This window comes from Streptomyces kryoterrae (assembly GCF_054072135.1).
Genome location: NZ_CM133358.1, coordinates 80,377 through 101,672 on the forward strand (window position 1 = coordinate 80,377; position 21,296 = coordinate 101,672).

A 21,296-nucleotide genomic window follows, 5' to 3' on the forward strand; every position below is an offset into this window, starting at 1 on the left:
TCAGCCGAAGCTGCACAGGCGTGCGGAGAGGTGAGTGGCGGCGCGGTCCATCAGGACGTCGGCGATCGCCTCCACCGTGCGGGCTCGCCATGGGTGGAGTTCGGTGCCCGCGACCACCTGGTTGAAGGCACCCATCGCGGGACCGCAGTGCACCAGGTAGTCCACCCGGGAGCGCTGGTCACCGCTCACAGCGAGACGGAAACCGCGTGTGAAGTAGCCGCGGAACACAGCCGCCAGCTGCTGCTCGGGGGCGCTGCCTGCCGCGACAGGCGCGGGGACCTCGCCGCCCAGGTACCGGTCGAGAACCTGGCTCCTGGTCTCGTCGTCCAGCTCGGCGAGCGAGCCGTGCCGGCGCCACAACTCGTGCAGCCGGGACGCCCGGGCCGGGAAGAACAGCCCTCGCTTGAGGTAGCGGGCCTGGACGCCGAGGTCGAACAGCTCGCCCCACGGCGCGGTGTCCACGTCGTACTCGCGGGCCTCCTGAAGGATGTCCTTCACCTCCGCACTGGTGGCCGCCTCCACGGAGCACTGGTTGACCGAGCCGGTCAGGACGAAGTCCGCGCCGAGCAGGAACGCGGCCCCGGCGGCCTCGGGCGTGCCGATGCCGCCCGCACACCCCACGTGTACCCGGTGGCCGCCCGTCGCGGTCGCGTCACGCAGCCGCAGCACGGCGGGCAGCAGGGTGAGCAGGTCGGCCGTGCTGCTCAGCCAGCCGCCGTCGGCCTCCACGCACAGATCGTCCGCCATCGGCCGGCCGGCCGCCGCGCGAGCCTCCTTCGCGGTGACCGCGCCCGCCTCCAGCAGCTGGGCGACCAGCCGCTCCGGCGGCGGGGCCAGGAACTCGGCGGCCACGTCCGTGCGGGACACCTTGGCGATGATCCGGCCGCCCTTGAGGCGGAACCGGACCAGCGCCGGGGTGATCAGCGGAAAGCCGGACGCCTCGACCAGGTCGACGCCCTGCCGCAGGAGCAGGTCCACCAGGGCGGACTCCTCCTCAGGGGTGCCGTGCCGGTACAGCAGGTTGACGCCGAAGGAGCCGCCCAGGCCCAGTTCCCCGACCAGGTCGCGCAGCAGGCCGTCCACCTCGTCGAGGGGCAGGCCGCCGGTGCCCAGGAAGCCGAGCAGCCCGGCCTTGGCCGCCGCGCCCAGCATCTCGCGGCCCGAGATACCGCCGTACAGGGCGCCCAGCAGGTAGGCGCGCCGCAGACCGTACCGCTCGCGGAAGGTGACGGCTCCGAGGGTGTCAGCCGTCGGAGCGGCAAAGGCCGCCGGTCGTACGGGGGGCGGCAACTGGCCAGATGACAGCGGCTCATCGAGTCGCTCCCCCGCTTCTGGCGCGGGCAGCGGCTCCGTGTTCTTCCTGATCTTGGCGACCAGATTGGTCAGGACCCGGCCCGGGCCCAGCTCCACGAACTCGAAGTCGCCGTGACCCATCAGCCGGCGCACCGTGTCGGTCCAGCGGACCGGGGAGGCGATCTGTGCGGTCAGGGTCGCCTTGACCGCACCGGGGGCGTACGGCTGCGCGTCCACGTTGGCCAGCACCGGGACGGTCGGGGTCCGCAAGGTGAAGCCGTCCAGGAAGCGGGCGAACTCCGCGGCGGTGCCGCGCATGTGGCGGGAGTGGAAGGGCGCGCTGACGTTGAGCCGGACAGCGCGGACACCGGCCGACTCGAAGGCGTCGCGGGCGGCGTCGACACGCTCGGCCGGACCGGACAGCACGAACTGGTCGGGAGCGTTGTAGTTGGCCAGGTCGAGCTCGTCGATGCCGGAGTCGGCGAGCACCCGCAGCACGGTCGTCTCGTCGCAGCCGACCACCGCGGCCATCCCGCCACCGCCGGCCTCCGCCATCAGGGCGCCGCGCCGTTGCACCAGGCGCAGCCCGGTCTCGAAGTCGAAGGCGCCGGCGGCGAAGAGGGCGGCGTACTCGCCGAGGCTGTGGCCGATCAGGTAGTCGGCCGGCTCGGTGTCCTCGCCGAGCCGGTCGAGATAGGTCAGGACGCTGACGACGTAGAGCGCCGGCTGTGTGTACTCGGTACGGCCCAGGCGACGCTCCGGGTCGTGGACGCACAGTTCCTCGATCGAGTAGCCGAGCACGCGGTCGGCGATCGCGGTCTCCTGCGGGTACCTGGCGAACAGCTCCTTGCCCATCCCCCGCTGCTGAGACCCCTGTCCTGGGAAACCGTAGACCTTCATGCCGTGTGCCTTCCTTGCCGTCTTCGCTGTCACCGGAGTCGGACGTGGATGTGTGATCGGAGTGGTGGAGGGGGGGAAGGCCGGTGCCGCGAGTGCCCGGGCCTGTTCCAGGACCCGTGGGTCGTGGCCGAACGGGCTGAGCAGCGGCAGCGAACGGGAGCGGTCACCCGCCGGAAGGTTGCCACGGACGAAGTTGTGCAGGGTGCCCGAGGGGCCCAGGTCGAGGTAGAGGAAGTCGCCGCGGGCCCGCATCGCGGCCATGGCCCGCTCGAACTCGATGGGCCTGCGGGCGACCTGCCAGAAGTGGGCGGCACCGGGCCGCTCGACGAGCCGTCCATCCACGCACGACACCCAGGGGATGCGCGGTGGGGCGAAGGTCACTCCGTCGAAGACGGCCCGGCACGAGGCAAGGACGCCGTCCATCAGGCTGGAGTGGTAGGCGTACTCGACCGGCACCCGCTGGTGCAACACGTCGGCCGCGCGCAGGGCCGCCTCGGCCCGGTCCAGGTCCGCGTCGGATCCCGCGACCACGATGTGGCCGGGGTAGTTGCGGGCGGCGACCTCGCAGCCGGGCAGCGCGGGGATTCGGTCCCGCCTGTCCGGGCGGGTGATGACCGCGAGCAGCCCGCCGCGCGGGCCCGCCGGCAGGCTCTCCGCCTGCCGGACGAGCAGCCGCAGGCACGTCTCGGCGTCGATGCTGCCGGAGACGACCGCCGCCGCGTATTCGCCGAGGCTGGAGCCGAGCAGGTAATCCGGCTCGATGCCGACCGCGCGCAGGGTCTCGGCCAGGGCGAGTTCGATCATGACGATCGCCGGGTGGGTGAGGCGTGTGTCGATGAAGGGGTCGTTCCTGCGCCCGGCCGGGTCGAAGATCCGGGCGAGGACCGACTCGCCCAGCAACCCGGCGGCGACGGCATCGTACCGCTGCAGGGCGGTGCGGAACACCTCGTCGGACTCGAAGAGTTCCTCGCCCATGCGGTAGTACTGGGAGCCCTGCCCTGAGAACATGAAGACCACGGGCAGGCGCCCTGTGGGCGTCTCGATCTTCAGGGGCGTCCCGTTGGCCGCGGTCATCGGTACGTTTCCCAGAACAGGTCGGCCGCCGCCGACTGGGCAGGGGCCTCGGGCGCTTCGGAGGCGGTGCCCCGGATGACGACCGTGCGCCCCAACGGGGGCTGCGGCAGCGGCGCCCGGGCGCCGCGGTGGTCCGCCGGGGCCGGGGCGAGCAGCAGGTGCGCGTTGGTGCCGCCGTCGGCGAAACAGTTGAGCGCGGCCCGGTCCGCGCTCGCAGGCCACGGGCGGAGCTCTCTGGGAAAGTACATCGCGGAGGCGTCCAAGTCGAAGTGCGGCAGGGGCTGCTGGCCGGAACGGAACGGCACCTGTTGCCGGTGGTGCAGCATCAGGACGACCTTGATGAACGCGGCGATACCCTCAGCGGCCAGCGGATGACCGATGTTCGGCTTCACCGATCCGAGCGCGAGCCGTGTGGAGCGGGCCGGGCCGGCGCCGTAGACACCCTCGATCGCCTTCAGTTCGAGCAGGTCGGTGACGGTCGAACCGGAGGCGTTGGTCTCCACCCAGCCGATGTCCTGCGGCGCGCGGCCGCTGAGTGCCAGTGCCTCGGCCATCACGTCCTTCTGGGCCCGCAGGTTGGGGGTGGCGGGTCCGGCGGTGCGGCCGTCGTTGTTGATCGCGATGCCCTCCAGTACGGCGAGCACCCGGTCGCCGTCCGCCTGGGCCTGGGCCAGCGGCTTGAGGACGACGACGCCGACGCCCTCACCGAGCACCAGGCCGGCGGCCCGGCCGTCGAACGCGTGGAACTCCGGGCCGGGGTTGAGCAGCCCGCGCTGCCCGAACACCCGGTGTGCCCGGTCGTCCGCGAGCAGGCTCACACCCGCGACGACAGCCGACTCGACGGAACCTGTGCGCAGTGCCTGTACGGCCATGTCCATCGCCACCAGGGCGGAGGAGCAGGCGGTGTCCACCACCAGGCTCGGGCCCTGGAAGTCGAAGAACTGGGAGATGTTGGCCGCGAGGTAGTTCTGGCCGGTGACCACGACCGGGTTCTTGGCCCGCTCCAGGGCCGCCGGGTCGGGGGTGTGGGTGGCCCGGCCGCCGACGTACACGCCGACCCTGCGGCCCTTGAGGTCCGCCGGGCGGTATCCGGCGTGGTGCACGGCCCTGTCGACCTCTTCCAGCAGGAGCAGCGCCTGCGGGTCCATCGCCTTGACGTCCGCCTCGGACAGCAGGAACCGCTCGGGCGCGAACCGCAGCACCTCCGGCAGCAGCCCGGCGTGGTAATCGAGGGAGCGGCCGAAGCGGGAGTCCGGGACGGGACGCAGAGCCGTACGGCCGGCCCTCAGCAGCTCCCAGTAGTCGTCGGCGGAGTCGGCGTCGGGGAAGCGGCAGGAGAGGCCGACCACGGCTATGGCGTTGGCTCGCGGGTCCGGGCTGTGGGAGGTGGTGCCTTGCTGGTGGACGGTGGCGGGTGGGGCGGAGGGCGGGTCGAAAGCCCAGACGGATGCCGGGGCTGCGGATTCCGACGGTGCCGGGACCGCGGACTCCGGCCGTGCCTCAGCCTCAGCTGCCGTGCCGCCGAACTCCCCGAGCAGCTCCGCTTGGTGCTCCTCGCCGAGATACGCCGCGAAGCCGTCCACCGTCGGGTGTTCCAGCAGGGCCGACGGGTCGACCGAGACGTCCAGGCGCTGGGCGATGGCCTGGACGAGCTGGGAGACCATGATCGAGTCCATGCCGTAGTCATGGACCGGGACGTCCCCGGCCAGCTTGGCGCGGTCGAAGCGCAGTTCCGCCGCGAGCTGGTCGAGCAGCCAGGAGGCGACCGCCTCGACGGCGGTGCGCACGTCAGCGCCCGCGCCGGCCACCGGTCGTGGCGCGGCGGCCGGCGCGGTGGGCTTGGTGGCCGGTTCGGCGGGCTTGGTGGCCGGTTCGGCGGGCGTGGTCTCCAGGCGTCGTGCCGTCAGGCGCTCGGCGCTGAACTCGGCACCGGGGCGCGGCAGTACGGGCATCACGACCCGGGCGCCGCTCTCCAGCGCGCGGTCGAGCAGGGCCAGCCCCTGTGCGTCGGTGAGCGAGGCGAGGCCGGAGGCCTGGTAGGCGGCGCTGCGAGCCTCCCCCATACCGGTGTCCTTCCAGCTCGGCCACTGCACGCTGACCAGGGGCAGACCGTGCGGGCGTGCCTCGGCCACCGCGTCCAGGTAGGCGTTGGCCATGGCGTAGTCGCTCTGGCCGACCGCGAGGGCGGGAACGGCGGCGGCAACCGACGAATACAGCACGAACAGACCGAGCGGCTCGTCTCGGAAACACTCCAGCAGGGCGTCCAGACCGAACACCTTCGGCGCGAGGACACGGGCGACGCCGGCCTGCGGCTTGCGGACGAACGCCGGGTTCTCGAAGTCGGTGACGCCCGCGCTGTGGATCACGCCACCGACCGGGCCGAGCCGCAGCCTGACGTCGGCGAGGACCTTGGCGAGCGCCTCCTTCTCGTCCAACGGCACGGCGATGGCCTCGAGTTCGACGCCCTGAGCGGCCAGTTCGGCGAGCGGGCGCAGCTTGCGGCCCAGCGGGCCGTCCGCGGCGATGTGCGCGGCCCACTCTGCGCGCGGCGGCAGCTCCTCGCGGCCGGTGAGGACCAGCTTGCGCACGCCGTGCCGGGCGACGAAGTGGCGCGCGGTGAGCAGCCCGAGGCCGCGCGTGCCGCCGGTCACCCACAGCACGTGGTCCGCCGGGAAGCTGAGTTCGGCGCGCTGTGCGCGCGGGGCCTCGGCAAGCGTCGCCAGGTGGCGCGCTCCCCCGCGGTAGGCGACCTCGGCGGGCTCGCCGTCGGCGGACAGTTCCTCGGCGACCCAGCTGCACAGCTGCTCGTCGGTCACGGCGCGGTCGATCTCCACGTGGCGGGAGCGGACGTGGCGGTACTCGCTCTGCAGCATCCGGTACAGGCCCACCCGGGCCGCTCCGCCGAGGGCGGGCGCACCGTGCGAGACGAGCAGGGCGCGCAGGTCGCGGCTGCCGAGGTCGACCAGGTGCTGGAGCCAGCGCAGCCAGGAGGGCAACGCGGCGTGCGTGGCCGACAGCACGGGTCCGGTGCAGCCGGCCAGGTCGACGACGGCATCGAACCGGTCCCAGCGGGTGCCGGTGTCGCTGAGTTCGGCGTTGATCCGGTCGGGGGTGAGCACCTCGGCGGCCGGCAGCACCGCCGCGAGCCGGGCGGCCAGCGCCTCGCTACCGGGTGCGGCGAGTACGGCGGTCAGGGCGGGCGGCGCCGAACGGGACACGGGCGGGGCGGGGCGCCACTGCCGAGTCAACAACAGTCCCTCGGGGTCGCGTCGGGCGCCTGGGGCGCTGTGGCTTGCATCGGACACTTCGTGGTCGGCGCCATGTGCGCTCCGGCCGCCACCGAGTGCGTCACGCCTGGCACCGAGGGCGGCCAGTTCGGCGTCGGCCGCGGCCAGCCAGACCCGGTCGCCATCGAAGGGGTAGCCGGGCAGTGCCACCCGGGCGGGCCTGCCGCCGGGGTGCAGGGCAGGCCAGTCGACCTGCTGTCCTCCGGTCCAGGCGGTGGCGTACGCGGCGGGGTCGGCGGGGAGCCGCTCGCCCGCGGCGGGCCGGCGCGGGTCGACCACGCCGGTCCAACTGCCGGCCGGGGTGCCGCCTGCGGCGAACTCGTCGAGGCGGGCGCACAGTTCGGGCAGGTCGAGGAAGAGCACGGCCAGCCGGTGTGCCATCGCCTCCCGGCACGTCTGCAAGGTCCAGGCGACCTGCGCGGGGGTCGCGGCGGCGTCCTCGCCGCGCAGGTGGCCGGCGAGCCGCCGGGCCTGCGCGGCCAGCCGGCCGGCGTCCCTCGCGGAGAGCACCGCCAGCTGGGGACCGGCCGGGGCAGCCCCGGCGCCGACGCCGTCACCGACGTACTCCTGCAGGATGATGTGGGCGTTCGTGCCGCCCGCGCCGAAGGAGCTCACGCCTGCCGTCCTCGGCCGGACCCTGCCGTCCGCCAGGACGCGGCGGGGCCACGGCGCCCGCTCGCGCTGGACCTCGAACGGGGTCGCCGTGAAGTCGATGTTCGGATTGAGGCGGTCCGCGTGCAGGGACGGCACCAGCTCGCCGTGCCGCATCTGGAGCAGCACCTTGGTGATCGCGGCGATGCCGGCGGCCGATTCGGCGTGTCCGATGTTGGACTTGACCGAGCCGATGGGCAGCCGCTCGGGCGGCTCCTCGCCGAAGGCCCGCAGCATGCCGGTGATCTCCACCGGGTCGCCGAGCGCGGTGCCGGTGCCATGCGCCTCGAGGTAGTCGAGGTCGGCGGGCGCGAACCCGGCCCGCTCCAGCGCCGTACGCACGAGGTCGCCCTGGGCCTTGGGGTTGGGGACGCTGTAACCGGCGCCCGCGCCGCCGTGGTTGACGGCGGACGCCTTGACCACGGCGAGGATCCGGTCACCGTCGGCGAGGGCCGCGTCCAAGCGCTTGAGCAGGACGGCGCCCGATCCCTCGGCGGGCACGTACCCGGTGCCACCCTCCCCGAAGCTGCGGCAGCGCCCGTCCTCGGCGAGGAAGCCGCGCTGGGCGAGCTGGAGGAATTTCACCGGGTGGCTGGAGATGTTGACACCGCCGGCCACGGCGACGTCGCAGTCGCCGTTGCGGATGGCGAGGCAGGCCTGGTGGATGGTGACCAGTGACGAGGAGCACATCGTGTCCAGGCCGACGCTGGGGCCGGTGAAGTCGAAGAAGTACGACACCCTGTTGGCCACCGAGGCGTACGACGAGGAGGGCGCGAAGCCCTCGCCGCGCAGCGCCTCCTGGACGCCGTACAGCTGGTAGTGGCCGTACATCATGCCGACGAACACGCCGGTGCGGGTGCCGCGCAATTGCTCACGGGTGTATCCGGCGTCCTCCAGCAGATGCCAGGCGGTCTCCAGGAACACCCGCTCCTGCGGGTCGGTGTGTTCCGCCTCGATCTGCGACATCCGGAAGAACAGCGGGTCGAAGCGGTCGGCGCCAGGTACGAAACCGCCCCACTTGCCGTAGGTCTTGCCTGTGGCGGACTTGTCCGGATCGTAGAACAGGCCGTGGTCCCAACGGTCGGCGGGGATCTCCTCGACGCTGTCCCGGCCGGCACGCAGGTTGCGCCAGAACTCGGTGACGTCGTCGGCCTGGGGGTAGCGTCCCGCGACACCGATGATGGCGATGGCTGCATGCTGCGGGGCGGGCGCGTCCGGCTCGGCCGGCTTCGTCGGAAGCACGGTCGCCGCCGGGGCGGTGGTATCCGGGGCGGCGGCCGGGAACGCGCCGGGGTGGGACCCGGCCAGGTGGCCGGCGAGGTCGCGTACGGTCACGTACTCGAAGAGCAGGGTCTTCGACAGCGGGCCGATGTGTTCCTCCAGGCGGCGGATGAGGCTCATGGTGATGAGTGAGTCCACGCCGTACCGGTCGAAGGGTTCGGCGACGGCGATCTCCGCCTCGGGCAGTTTCAGCTCCTCGGCGAGCAGGCGCAGGACCAGTTCCTCGGCGCGCTCGTGCGCTCCGGGCGCGGTGGTGGCGGACTCGTCCCTGTGCGGCGCGGCGCCTTCGAGGGCCTGGAGGATGCGGTCGGGGTCGCCGGCGGCCAGGAGCAGGCGCGGCGCGGTGTGGGCGAGGGCGCGGTCAAGGGCCTGCAGGGCGGGGGCGGTGCGCACCGGGCGCATGCCGAGCACCCGCTTCATGTAGGCCTCGGCGTCGGCGTCGACACGCATCCCGCCGTCGGCCCAGACCGGCCAGGCGGCCGCGAGGGTACGGCCGTGCCGGGCGCCTTCCCGGCGGCGCCACTCGCGCTCCTCGGCGAAGTGGTCGAGGAAGGCGTTGGCGAAGGCGTAGTCGCTCTGGCCGGCGTTGCCGAAGGCCGCGGCCGCCGAGGAGAGCGCGACAAAGTAGTCCAGTGGTTCGTCCGCCGTCGCCTCGTCGAGCAGCACGGTGCCGTGCACCTTGGCGGCGAGGACCACGTCCGCGTCCGCACGCTGCTTGGTGCGTATGAGCCCGTCCCTGAGGACGCCGGCCGCGTGCACGACACCGCTGACCGAGCCGTGCGCCCGGCGGGCCTCGGCCACCATGTCGCGTACGGCGGCCGGGTCGGTGACGTCGACGAGCACCACTCGGGCGCCGAGGGCGTCGGCGCGGGCCCTGGTCTCGGCGCCGGGGGCGGTGCGCGCGGCGAGCACGATGCCGCCGCCGGTGACACCGGCGGCCCGCCGTGCGGCGGCGATGTGCTCGGCGATGAGCAGGCCCAGGGCTCCGGTGCCGCCGGTGACGATGTGCGCGCCGGCACCGGTGAACGCGGCGCCCGGCGCGGCCGGGAGGCTCACGTGCCGCCAGGCACGGCGGGCCCGGCCCTCCGCATCCGTGCGCACCTCGGGGCCACCGTCCGCGCCGAGTTCAGCGACGACGGCCTCGGCGAGCGGGCGGCCCGGGGCGAGGGCCAGGACACCGAGGGCGACCGACGGCTGTTCCAGGCGCACGGTGCGGGCGAAGGCTGCCATCGCCGGCTGGGCGGGCGACGGGGCCGGCTCACGGTGGACGTACAGGTAGCGCAGCGTGTCGCGGCGCTCGCCCTGCCAGGCCCGCAGGAAGGCCAGGGCCGCGTGGAAGCCGTGCTCCACGGAGTCTCGGGCGGTGCGGTCGCGTCCGGCCAGGTGGACGACGTGGACGGGCCCGGCTCCGGCGGCGCGCACGGCGGCCTCGGCGTCGAAGTCGCTGCCGAGCGGGATACGACGGACATCGGCGCCCGTTGCCGTGAGGGCGACGGCGACCTCGGTGGCATCGGCGGAGGCGGGGTCGAGCAGCAGGACCCGTGCGGCCGAGGGGAGTTGCCCGTGCGGAGCGGGCACGGCCTCCCAGACGGGCTCGAAAGCGTGGACGGCGTCGACGGCGTCAACGGCCTGCCTCCCGGGCGCGGGTGCGGTGTCCGTTCCTCGCGTGGCGTCCGTCGGGCGCAGCGCCCTCAGTGTGAAGGACTCCAGCGTGGCGGCCACGTGCCCGGTCCCGTCGAGCAGCACGACGTCGAAGGCGAGGGAGCCTGCCGGGGCGGGGCGCCGGGCCGGGGTGGCGTACGCGTAACCCTGCTCGGGCAGGGGAGCGTACAGCCGGACCGAGCCCAGGGAGAACGGCAGGTACGGTGCGGGGCCCGCCGGGTCCCCGGCGCCGGGGACGAGCCGGCCCGCGGTCTGCAGGGCGGCGTCCAGCAGCGAGGGGTGGAAGGTATAGGCACCGGCGTCCGCGCGCTGCGGCTCCGGCAGGCGCAGCGTCGCCAGCGCCTCCCCGGGGCCCTCGGCGATCTCCTCGATCACCCGGAAGGCGGGACCGTAGGCGAAGCCGAGCCGGACGAATCCGTCGTAGCAGTCGGCCCCCGCCCGGACGCGGGTGCAGCGGGCGCGTATGTCCGCCGGGGCGATGGGGGCGGGCCGGGAACCTGGGTCGTCGAACCGCAGGGTACCGCTGGCGTGCACCGGCGCGTTCTCGGCGGTGCCGCGCACCTCGAAGGCGGCGCGGGAGCGGTCGCCGGTGACGCGGACCAGCAGCGGGTGCCCGGTGTGGCCGGAGGCGAGCCGGACCGGCGCCGCCCACACCAGGTCGTCGACGCCGCGCACCTGGGCTCCCCCGGCGGCGAGTTCGCCCGACAGGCGGCCCATCTCCAGATAGGCCACGCCGGGCAGCACCAGGTCGCCGCCGACGACGTGGTCGCGCAGGAAGAACTCCTCGCCCGTCAGCGTCTTGGCGAACCGCTGCTCGCCGAAGGTGGAGACGTTGGCGTCCAGGAGGGTGGGGTGCAGGCGGGATCCGGGCTCTGCGCGGCGCTCGCCGGGGGCGACCCAGTGCCGGGGGCCGGCGAACGGGTAGGCGGGCAGGTGGAGGCGGCGCCGGGCGGCGCCCTCGTGCAGGGTCCGCCAATCGACGTCGGTGCCGTGCAGCCAGGCGGCGGCCAGGGCGTGGAGGTCGCGCCGGTCCGGGGAGACGGGGTCGCCAGTCCGAGAGGCCGTCACCTGGGCGGTGCGTACGGCGGAGGGGCGCCCGGCCAGGTGCGCCGTGATTTCGGCGCGCAGGGCCGCGGTGCCGTCGACGACGACGGCGAGCCGGTGAGGCATCGGCTCCCGGCCCGTCTGCAGGGTGTAGGCGAGGTCCTCGGCCGGGACATCCTGGCGCCCGAGGTGGTCGGCGAGCCGGGCGGCCGAGCGCCGGAGCGCGTCGCCGTCGCGGGCCGAGACCACGAAGACCTGTTGGGCCGCGGGCTCCTCGCGGGTGTCCGGCATGGGGGGTTCCTCCAACACAATGTGCGCGCCCGCCCCGCCGAAGCCGAAGGAGCTGACGCCGCCACGACGGGGCAGCTCGGCTCCGTGTGCGTCCCGGGGACGCGGCCAGGGCCGGGCGGTGGCGGCGACCTCGAAGGGGCCACCGTCGAGTTCCAGGTAGGGGTTCTGCTCACGGAAGTGCAGGCTGGCCGGGATGGTGCCGTGCCGCATCGACAGGACCGCCTTGAAGAGTCCGGCGATACCTGCGGCGGCCTCCAGGTGGCCGATGTTCGTCTTGACCGAGCCGATGGCGCACGGAGCGGACCCGCTGCGGATTTCTTCCCCCGCCCGCAGCCGCCGGAAGGCGGTGCTCAGGCCGGTGGTCTCGATCGGGTCGCCCAGGGCGGTGCCGGTGCCGTGCGCCTCGATGTAGCCGACGGTGTCCGGGTGGACGCCGGCGGCCTGGTAGGCCTCGACCAGCAGGTCGGCCTGGGCCTCGGGGTCGGGGGCGGTGAGCGAGGTGGTCCGGCCGCCGTGATTGAGCACGGCGGCCTTGATCACGGCGTGCACGGCGTCGCCGTCGCGCTCGGCCCGCTCGTGCGGCTTGAGCAGGACGACGCCCGCGCCCTCGCCGCGCACATAGCCGTCGGCGCGGCTGTCGAAGGCCTTGCAGCGGCCGTCGGGGCTGAGCATCTCGCCCTGGCTGAGCGCCTCGTAGACACCCGGGGCCAGGATGAGGCTGACGCCGCCCGCGATGGCCAGGTCGCAGGTGCCGTCGCGCAGGGCGGCGCAGGCCTGGTGGACGGCGGTGAGGGAGCCGGAGCAGGCGGTGTCGACGGCCATGCTGGGACCGCGCAGGTCGAGCAGGTACGACACCCGGTTCGGGACGATCGACAGGGCGGCGCCGGTGAGGGTGTGGCCCTCGGTGGCGCGTCCGGCGGCCCGCTGCACCTCGTGGTAGTCGGAGTTGGTGACGGCGATGAACACGCCGACCCGCTTCCCGGCCAGCTCGGAAGGGCGGTAGCCGGCGTCCTCGACGGCCTGCCAGACGGTTTCGAGCAGCAGCCGCTGCTGCGGGTCCATCAGTTCGGCCTCTCGGGGTGAGATGCCGAAGAACGCGGCGTCGAACCGGTCCACGTCCGGGGCGAAGCCGCCCCAGTGGGAGCGGGAGCGCGGATGGTCGCGCCAGTCCCAGCGGCCGGCGGGGATCTCGCCGACCAGGTCGTCGCCGGCGGCGAGGTGGTCCCAGAACTCCCTGAGGTCCATGGAGCCGGGCAGGCGCCCGGCCATACCGATGACGGCGACCTCACGGCCGGCGGGGGCCACCGGGATATCGGACCCGGCAGGGGTTGCCGAAACCTCAGATCCGGCCGGAGCGGCCTGTTCGGTGGCGGGTGCCTGCGGAGCCGTCCCGAAGTGGGCCGTCAGCGCGGTCGCGTGATGCTCCCACAGGTGCTCGGCGAGCGCGTGCAGGGTGCCGCGGCGGTAGAAGAGGGTCGGGTACTCCGTGATGCTGTACGCCTTGCGCAGTTCGCCGCTGAGCGCGGTGAAGCTCACGGAGTTCATGCCGGTCTCGCCGAGCGGGGTGTGCGCGCCGATGTCCTCGGGGCGCAGGTCCACCAGGGCGGCGACCATGCGGGCCAGCTCCGCGACGAGGGCCTCCGTGCGGCCGGTGGCCCCTGCCGGGGCGCTGTTGCGGGCCGCGGGCGAGGACCCGGCGCCGAAGCGGGCGCGCAGGTCGGCCAGCGGCAGCGCGGCCAGCGTGGTGCGGTCGGTCTTCCCGTTCAGGGTGCGTGGGAAGCCGGTCACCCGGACCAGCGCGTCAGGCACCATGTGGTCCGGCAGCCAGGCCGCCAGCCGCTCGCGGTCCGGCTCGGCCGCGCCGTCCTCCAGGACGTAGCAGGCGAGCAGGGTGTGCGAGCCCGCTGCCTGTCCACGGGTCACGACGACGGCCTCGCGGACGCCGTCGAGCCGGCACAGGGTCGCCTCGATCTCCTCCAGCTCGACCCGGTAACCGCGCACCTTGACCTGGGAGTCGAGCCGGCCGAGGTACTCGATCGTGCCGTCCGCAAGCCGTCGTACGAGGTCTCCCGTGCGGTACATGCGGGCCTCGGCGCGCGCCGCGAACGGGTCGGGCAGGAAGCGCTCGGCGGTCAGTTCGGGGCGGCCGAGGTAGCCGTCCGCCACGCCGTCGCCGCCGATGTACAACTCCCCGGCGACGGCGGTGGGGACGGTCCTGCGCGCGCTGTCGAGAACGTGGAGCGCGGTGTTGGCGATCGGAGCGCCCAGAGTGACCCGGCCGCCCGGGGTGAGGCGACTCGCCGCCGACCAGATGGTGGTCTCGGTGGGGCCGTAGAGGTTCCACACCTGCCCGTTGCCCGCGAGAAGCGCCTCGGCCAGGTCGGCGGGCAGCGCCTCGCCACCGCACAGCACCTTCAGCGCGGGGTCGCCCTGCCAGCCGGCGGCCAGCAGCATGCTCCAGGTGGCCGGGGTTGCCTGTATGACGGTGGGGCGGGCCCGTTCGAGGGCCTCGCGCAGCCGCAGCCCGTCGCGGGCGTCCTCGGCGGTGAGCACATCCACCGTGCCGCCGGTAACCAGGGGCAGGTACAGCTCCAGGCCGGAGATGTCGAAGCAGACGGTGGTGAGGGCCAGCAGGGTGTCGCCGGGTCCGAAGCCGGGCTCGCGGGCCATCGACCACAAAAAGTTGGTCAGCGCGCGGTGCGGCACCCGGACGCCCTTGGGACGGCCGGTGGAGCCGGAGGTGTAGATGACGTACGCGACGTCGGACGGGCCTGCCGGGCCGGGCGAGGGCAGGGCCGGCGGCTGCTCGGAGGTATCGACGACCAGCCGGGGCACAGCCGCAGGTGCGACGCCGGAGGTGGAGTGCGTGAGCAGCAGGTGCAGCCCGGCGTCCTCGGCCATGTAGGCGAGCCGGTCCTGCGGGTAGGCAGGGTCGAGCGGTACGTAGGCGGCGCCGGCCGCCTGGACGGCGAGGAGCGCCACCGGCAGGTCCTGGTCGCGCGGGAGCAGCACCCCGACGGTCCGGCCACGCCCCGCTCCGGCGGCGGTGAGCCGGGCTGCCAGGACGTCCACGCGCTCGACGAGCGCGCGGTAGGTCAGTTCGGTGCCTGCGTGACGGACCGCGACCGCGTCGGGCCGGGCGTCGGCCTGCCGCCGTACCAGTTCCCAGACCAGAGTGTCGGCCGGGTAGTCGGCGGGGGCGGGTGGGGTGAGCCGCGCCCGCTCGTCCTCGGTGAGCAGTTCCAGGTCGGCCACCGGGGTGCCGGGCCCTTCGACGGCGGCGGCGAGGAGGGTGGTGAAGTGGGCACCGATGCGGGCCACCGTGTCCTCGTCGAAGAGACCGGGGTCGTACTTGAGTGTGTAGCGGCAGCCCAGCTCCTCCTCGACGACCTCCAGGGTCAGGTCGAACTCACCCTCCTGGTGCACTCCTTCGACCGGGCCGAGCACCACGGCGTCGCCGGACGCGTCGCCGCGGGCGGTGCGGGTCCAGTTCTGGAAGTAGAAGGCTACGTTGAAGGGGGTACCGGCCTCGGGGTCCGCGCGGCGGAGGTCGTCGGCCAGGGTGATCAGCGGGTACGCGCTGTGTTCCAGGGCGTTCAGCACGGTGCGGTGGACGCGGCGGACCAGGCCGCGGAACTCTTCGGCGCCGTCGACGCGTTCGGCCAGCACCACCATGTTCATGAAGTAGCCGAGCGTGTCGTCGAAGCCGCTCGCCGGGCGTCCGGCCGTCGGCGTGCCCACGGCGACGTCGGCCTGGTCGCTGTAGCGGTGCAGCAGTGTGAACCAGGCAGCGAGGACGACGCCGAACAGTGACGTCTGCTCGGCGCTGGCGAGCGCGCGGGCCCGGTCGGCGACCGCGGCGGGAATGTGCCCGTCCAGGCTCGCCCCGTGGAACCCGGGCACGGCCGGGCGGAGCCGGTCCAGCGGCAGCGGCACGGTGGTCCTGCGCCCGCGCAGCCGTTCGGTCCAGTACGCGCGCAGCCGCCGGCCCTCGTCCCCGGCCAGCAGCTCGCGCTGCCAGGCGGTGAAGTCGGCGTAGCTGCCGGCAGGGCGCTCGGCGGGGATGGCACGGCCCGCGAGGAGCGCGCGGTAGCCGCGTTCCAGCTCGCCCAGGAGCAGGGCGATGGAGACGCCGTCGAAGACCAGGTGGTGGAAGGTCAGTAGCAGCGCGTTGCGCCCGTCACCCAGGGTGTAGAGGGTGGCGCGGACGAGGGGGCCGGCGGCGAGTGCGAAGGGGCGGCGCAGGTCGGCGCGCATCCGGTCACGCAGTTCGGCGTCGCTCCTGGCGGTCAGGAAGACCTGCTGGAAGGGGAGTTCGGGCTCGGTCGCGATCCGGGCGTACGGCTCCTCGCCGTCGGCGTGGACGGTGGCCCGCAGCTCGGCGTGCCGGTCGATCAGGTCCTGCAGGACGGCCCGCAGGGCAAGCACGTCCAGGCTGCGATCGAGCCAGAGGGCGAGGGGCAGGTTGTACGCGTAGGTACCGGGCGCTATCTGTTCGATCACCCAGAGGGCGCGCTGGCCCTCGGACAGGAGGTGGCGGCTCTCCTCGCCGTCGGTGCGCGGGCGCAGGATACGGACCGCGGCCTCGGTGACCGGGGAGACGGCCGGGGCAGGTGCGGTGGGCACCGGGGCGGGTGTCCCGGGCGCTTCGGGCAGGGCATGCCCGTCCGCCACCCCGGCGAGCCGGTTGGCGGCCAGGTGGGCGGCCAGCTCGCGCAGGGTCGGCTGCTCGAAGAAGTCGCCGAGAGGTACGGCGACACCGAACTCCTCGTCCACGGCGGCGACGATCTTCATGCCGCTGAGTGAGTCGAAGCCGTAGTCGGCCAGCGGGCGGCCTGGGTCGATGCGCTCGTCCAGCTTGAGCACCCGCTCGACGAGAGCGCGCAGACGTTCGGTGAGGGCGTCGGCGGAGGTGGTCGCGCCCGAGGAGACGGTGGCGGACGCAGAGGCGGTGGCCGGGCCCGCCGTGGGCGCGGGCGCGCTCAGCAGGACCCCGTCGCTCTCCGCCACCAGGACGGTCTGGCCCAGCGCCGGGTCGCCGACGCCCAGCGTGTGGACCGGGGCGTATCCCTCCTCGTGCAGGAGCCGCGTCCAGCCCTCCGGGGAGGCGAGCGGGGAGTCGGGCATGCGCAGGTGACCGTCCTCGAAGGCCCACCAGCCTTCCAGGACTCCGCCGCCGATGGTCAGCAGCGGCCGTACGGAGGTCAGTTCGTTGAGGACCAGCCAGCCGCCGGGCTGCAGCAGCGACTTGGCCTTGCGCAGGGTGGCCCGCAGGTCGCTGGTGGCGTGCACGACGTTCGTGGCGACGACGAGGTCGGCGCAGGCCGGCTCGAACCCCTGCTCCGCCAAGCCGCGTTCGAGGTCGAGCACCTGGAAGCGGGCGAAGTCGTAGCGTTCGGCAAAACGTTCCTGGCCGTGTTCCAGGAAGCGCGGCGAAATGTCGGTGAAGGTGTACCCGACGCGTCCCGGGTGCGCGGCCAGCGCGGGAAGCACCCGTTCACTGGTGGCGCCGGTGCCAGCACCCAGTTCGACGACCTCGATTGTGCGGCCCTGCGGCAGCTTCGGCAGGCGCAGGTCCAGGAAGTGACGGACCGTGTCGCGAACCAGGAGGTTGAAGGAGTCGGTGAGCGGGTTGCCCTTGTAGAAGTTCTGCACCAGCTTCATCGAGGAGCCGGGGAACATGATCTCGGTGGCGCCCACTTCGCCGCGCAGAATGCGCGGGTATGCCTGGAGGAACAGGCGGTTGAGGGTGACCGTCGGCTCGATGTCCGGGTAGGCCGCCGCGATCCGGTCGAACTCCGCCTCCCAGCGGATCGAGTGCTCGTCCGCGTCGACTCCGTGGACCGCCGGGGTGGTGTTGACACGGCCGCCGTCACGGGTCAGGAACCCGGCGTCGGCCAGGATGTTGAGCAGCGCCTCGTGCAGCCGCCGGAAGCGGTCGAGGATGCCGAGGCTGCCGCGCAGTTCCTCGGCTCCGTGCCGTTCGCCGGAACGCCGGAAGGCTCCCATTCGCTGGTAGACGCCGAGCAGCATGGGTGCGGAGACGGCCTCCAGCTCCTCGTATCCGGTAAGGACGCGACGGGCAGCCGGGGCGACGGTACCGGTCCCGAGGTGTCCGGCCGCGGCGGCCAGGGTGGCGGGGTGGCCGCCACCGAGGACTTCGCCGTCCAGGGCCGGGTCGTGGCCCATGGCCTCCAGGGCCCGGCGCCCGGCGCGGATCGGCATGACCTGCGGCAGCCCGCTGCCGAGGATGCGGTGGACGGCGGCGATGCCCGCGGCGGGGCTGAAGTCCTGGATGCCGAGCCCGGCGAAGATGTCGGCGAGTCCGGGCTGGGCACCGGAGCCGACCATGCCCCAGTAGCCCTGGTTGACGACAGTCACCGGATACGGCAGCCGGTCGCGCAGGAACAGCGCGTAGGCGTCTTCGGTGGCGGAGGCGCAGATGTAGGCGCCGTTGCCGGCAAAGCTGCCGAAGGAGCCGGCGGAGGAGAAGTAGACCAGGAAGTCGAGGTCCTGGCTTTCCACGGCGGTGGCGAGCGCGGCGGCGCCCTCGGTCTTGACGCGGGTCGCGGCGGTGAAGGTCTCCTCGTCGAGATCGGCGAGGGCATGGTTGTCGAACACCATCGCGGCGTGCACGACTCCGTGCAGGGCGCCGAAGCGGCGGTGCGCCTCGGCGACGGCAGCGGCGAGGTCGGCGGTGTCGCAGGCGTCGCCGCGGACGTGGGCGACGTCGCCGCCGACGGCGCGGATCTCCTCGGCGGCGGCGCGCTGTTCGGGGCCGAGGTCGCCGCGGCTGAACCACACCAGCCGGGCCCGGTGGCGCTCGGCGAGGTGGCGGCTGAACTCCTGGGCGATGCCGCCGGTGCCGCCGATGATCAGGTAGACGCCGCCGTCCCGGAAGACGGGGCCGGGCGCGGGCAGGATGGCACGGCCGAGGCGGCGGACGTAGCGGACCCCGCCCCGCAGGGCGACGGTAAGGCCGGTGGCGTCGGCCGGCACGGCCAGAATCGCGTCGGCCAGGGCGGCGGTCGCGTCCTCGCCCGTGAGATCGGCCGAGGCGAAGTCGAGGGCGCCGACCTGGAGTTCGGGCCGCTCCTTGGCCACCACCTGAAGGAGGCCGTGCGTGCCTGCGGCGAAGGGGTTGGCTGCGATGCCGCCTGCGACCGGGTGGACGTCGCTGGTGACCACGACGATGCGCCCGGCGCTGGTCGAGCGGACCAGGCGGAGCAGGGAGAGACAGCCGGTGCGCAGCTGCTCGGCGGCCCGGTCGGCACCCAGACCCTCGGCGATGCCGGTGCCGACGCCGCCGAGGTGGAGCACCAGGTCGGCGCCGTCTGTCCGCTCCAGCCAGGCGGACGGGGGAAGTTCGTCGATACGGACCGACTCCAGACGGCTCGCGGGGATGCGGGCCGAGACCGCCTCGGCGAGCCAGGCGGAGGCCTCGGTCACCAGGGCGACGACGCGGCCTGCGCGCGGGGCTGGTCCGGAAGCGGGTGCGTCCTCTCGTACCCACAAAGGCCGGTAGAAGTCGGGGAGCTGCTCTGCGGAGACATCGCCGGACTCGGCCGGCTGTGCGGGGGCGATACGGGCCGGGGGCTCGGGGATCCAGTAACGCTTGCGGGCGAAGGGGTACGTCGGCAGCTCGGTCCGGCGGGCCGCGGCGGGGGTGACACGGGACCAGTCGACGTCGGCGCCGGCCAGCCAGTGCTCGGCCACCGCCACCAGGTCCCGCCGGGCCAGGGCCGTCTCCAGGGCGTCGGCCTCGGGACCGACGAGGACGACCCGTGCCCGGGTGGCCCGACCGGTGCCGATCCGGGCGTCGGCCGTGCCCTTGGCGTACGCCTCCAGCAGCGCAGCGGCCTCGGCCACGGAGCCGACGGCCAGGGCCAGCCGGAACTCGTGGGGGGTACGGCCGGACTGGAGAGTGTGGGCGATGTCGGCGAGGCGGAGGGGGCCTTCGGCCGGGCGGGTGGCTCCCTGAACACGGGCGCCGGCCTGTGTACCGGCCGCGCCCGACGCATCCCGGGCTCCCGGGACGTCCGAGACGTATTCGGCCGACTCGTCGGCGCCTGCGGTCCGGGCGATCGCCTGCGCCATGGCGCCCAGCGTCCGTGCCGTGGTCACCGCTGCGGGCAGGGTGCCGTCCAGCTCCACCGCCAGCGACGCCTCGAAGCGGGCGCGTTCGGGGACGCCGAAGCCGCAGTCGGCGAGGTTGGCGCCGAGGTCGAGGTACTCGGGGGCCACGCCGACGGTTTCGGCGGCCAGGCGCAGGCACAGCCGCTGGGCGTCGCCCAGGGCGTCCCGGCCGGCGCCCGCCGGATCCGCACCCGCGGCGCCGCGCAGGAACGCGGCGAGGTCGGCGGCGTACGCGCGCAGCCGGTCCTCACTCTTGGCGGACAGGACGAGGATCTGGTCGCTGTGGGGGGCGACGGGCTCGGCCGGTGGTGTGCGGTACTCCTCCACGACCAGGCAGGCGTTGGCGCCGCCACCACCGAAGCTGCTGACGACCGCGCGCAGCGGCAGGTCGCCGTCGTCCCCTGCGTGCACCCAGGGCTGGAGGGTTTGCTGCACCTCGAAGGGCGTGGTGGTGAAGTCGATGCCGGGGTTGCGCCGGGTGGAGTTCAGCGAGGGCACCAGCGTGCGGTGGCGCAGCTGGAACAGCACCTTGGTCAGGCCCGCGACACCGGCTGCCGACTCCAGGTGGCCGATGTTGGACTTCACCGAGCCGACGGCGACCACCGGCCGCTCGGCCCGCTCCGCCGCGTCGACGCGTCCGCCAAAGGCCTCCACGAGCCCGGCGATCTCGATGGGGTCGCCGAGCGGGGTGCCGGTGCCGTGGGCCTCCACGTAGCCGACGGTGGCCGGGTCGGCCTGGGCGCGGTGCAGGGCGGCGCGGATCACCTCGGCCTGCGCGGCCGCACTCGGCACGGTATAACCGCCGGTCTTGCCGCCCGCGTTGATGGCGGAGCCACGGATCACGCCGAGGATGCGGTCACCATCGGCGATCGCATCCTCAAGGGACCGCAGCAGTACCGCGCCCACGCCCTCGCCGTCGACGAATCCGTCGGCGTCCGCACCGAAGCTGCTGAGCCGGTCACCGCGCGAGATCATCCCGCGGTCGGCCAGCATGCGAAGGTGCATGGGGTGCAGGATGAGGTTGACGCCGCCGGCGATCGCGGTGTGGCACTCCCCCGACCTGATGCTCTCGCAGGCCAGGTGGATCGCGGTGAGCGAGGCCGCGCAGGCGGTGTCGACGGCGAGACTCGGGCCGGTGAAGTCGAAGGTGTACGAGACCCGGTTGGCGATCGACCAGTGGTTGGAGTGCGCGTCGGTGCGGACGCCGAGGGCGGTGGCCTCGCCGCCCATCCACTCGTAGTTGTTGTTCATGACGCCCGCGAAGACGCCGACCGGGCCCCGGGCGGCCAGTTCGGCAGCCGGGTGGCCGGCGTCGTCGAGGACGGCTGCGGCGATCTGCAGGAACAGTCGCTCCTGTGGGTCCATTGCCTCGGCGTCGGCCGGCGATATCTGGAAGAAGAGCGGGTCGAACTTGTCGACGTCGTCAATGAATCCGGCCCATTTGCTGTAGCTGCCGCGCGCCCCGGACGGGTCGTGGTGGGCATCGGCGTCCCAGCGGTCGGAGGGCACCTCACGGATGCAGTGCCGGCCCGCGGTCAGGTTGTCCCACAGCTCGGCGGGCGTCTCGGCCAGCGGGTAGCGGCCGGCGACGCCTACGATCGCCACGCCGTCGCTCGCCGGGGCCGGGGCGGAGGCCCGGGCCAGCAGGCTCAGCAGCAGCTTTCGTTTGTCGTCCAC

General features: G+C 73.7%; 2 protein-coding genes. Both read right to left on the reverse strand.

Annotated features, from left to right (window positions below; genetic code table 11):
• A complete protein-coding gene (gene fabD / locus ACW4TU_RS00390; RefSeq protein WP_457423402.1) occupies positions 1 to 3,267 on the reverse strand; it encodes an ACP S-malonyltransferase in 3,267 nt (1,088 codons plus the stop codon).
• Positions 3,264 to 21,296: an amino acid adenylation domain-containing protein gene (locus ACW4TU_RS00395; protein ID WP_457423404.1), complete on the reverse strand. Its 18,033-nt coding sequence runs from the start codon at positions 21,294 to 21,296 to the stop codon at positions 3,264 to 3,266. Before ACW4TU_RS00395 ends, fabD begins: the two co-directional genes overlap by 4 nt.

What these genes read in the sequence shown, in the direction of transcription:
- fabD (WP_457423402.1), bottom strand. Translation starts at nt 3,267, where the DNA reads ATGACCGCGGCCAACGGGACGCCCCTGAAGATCGAGACGCCCACAGGG.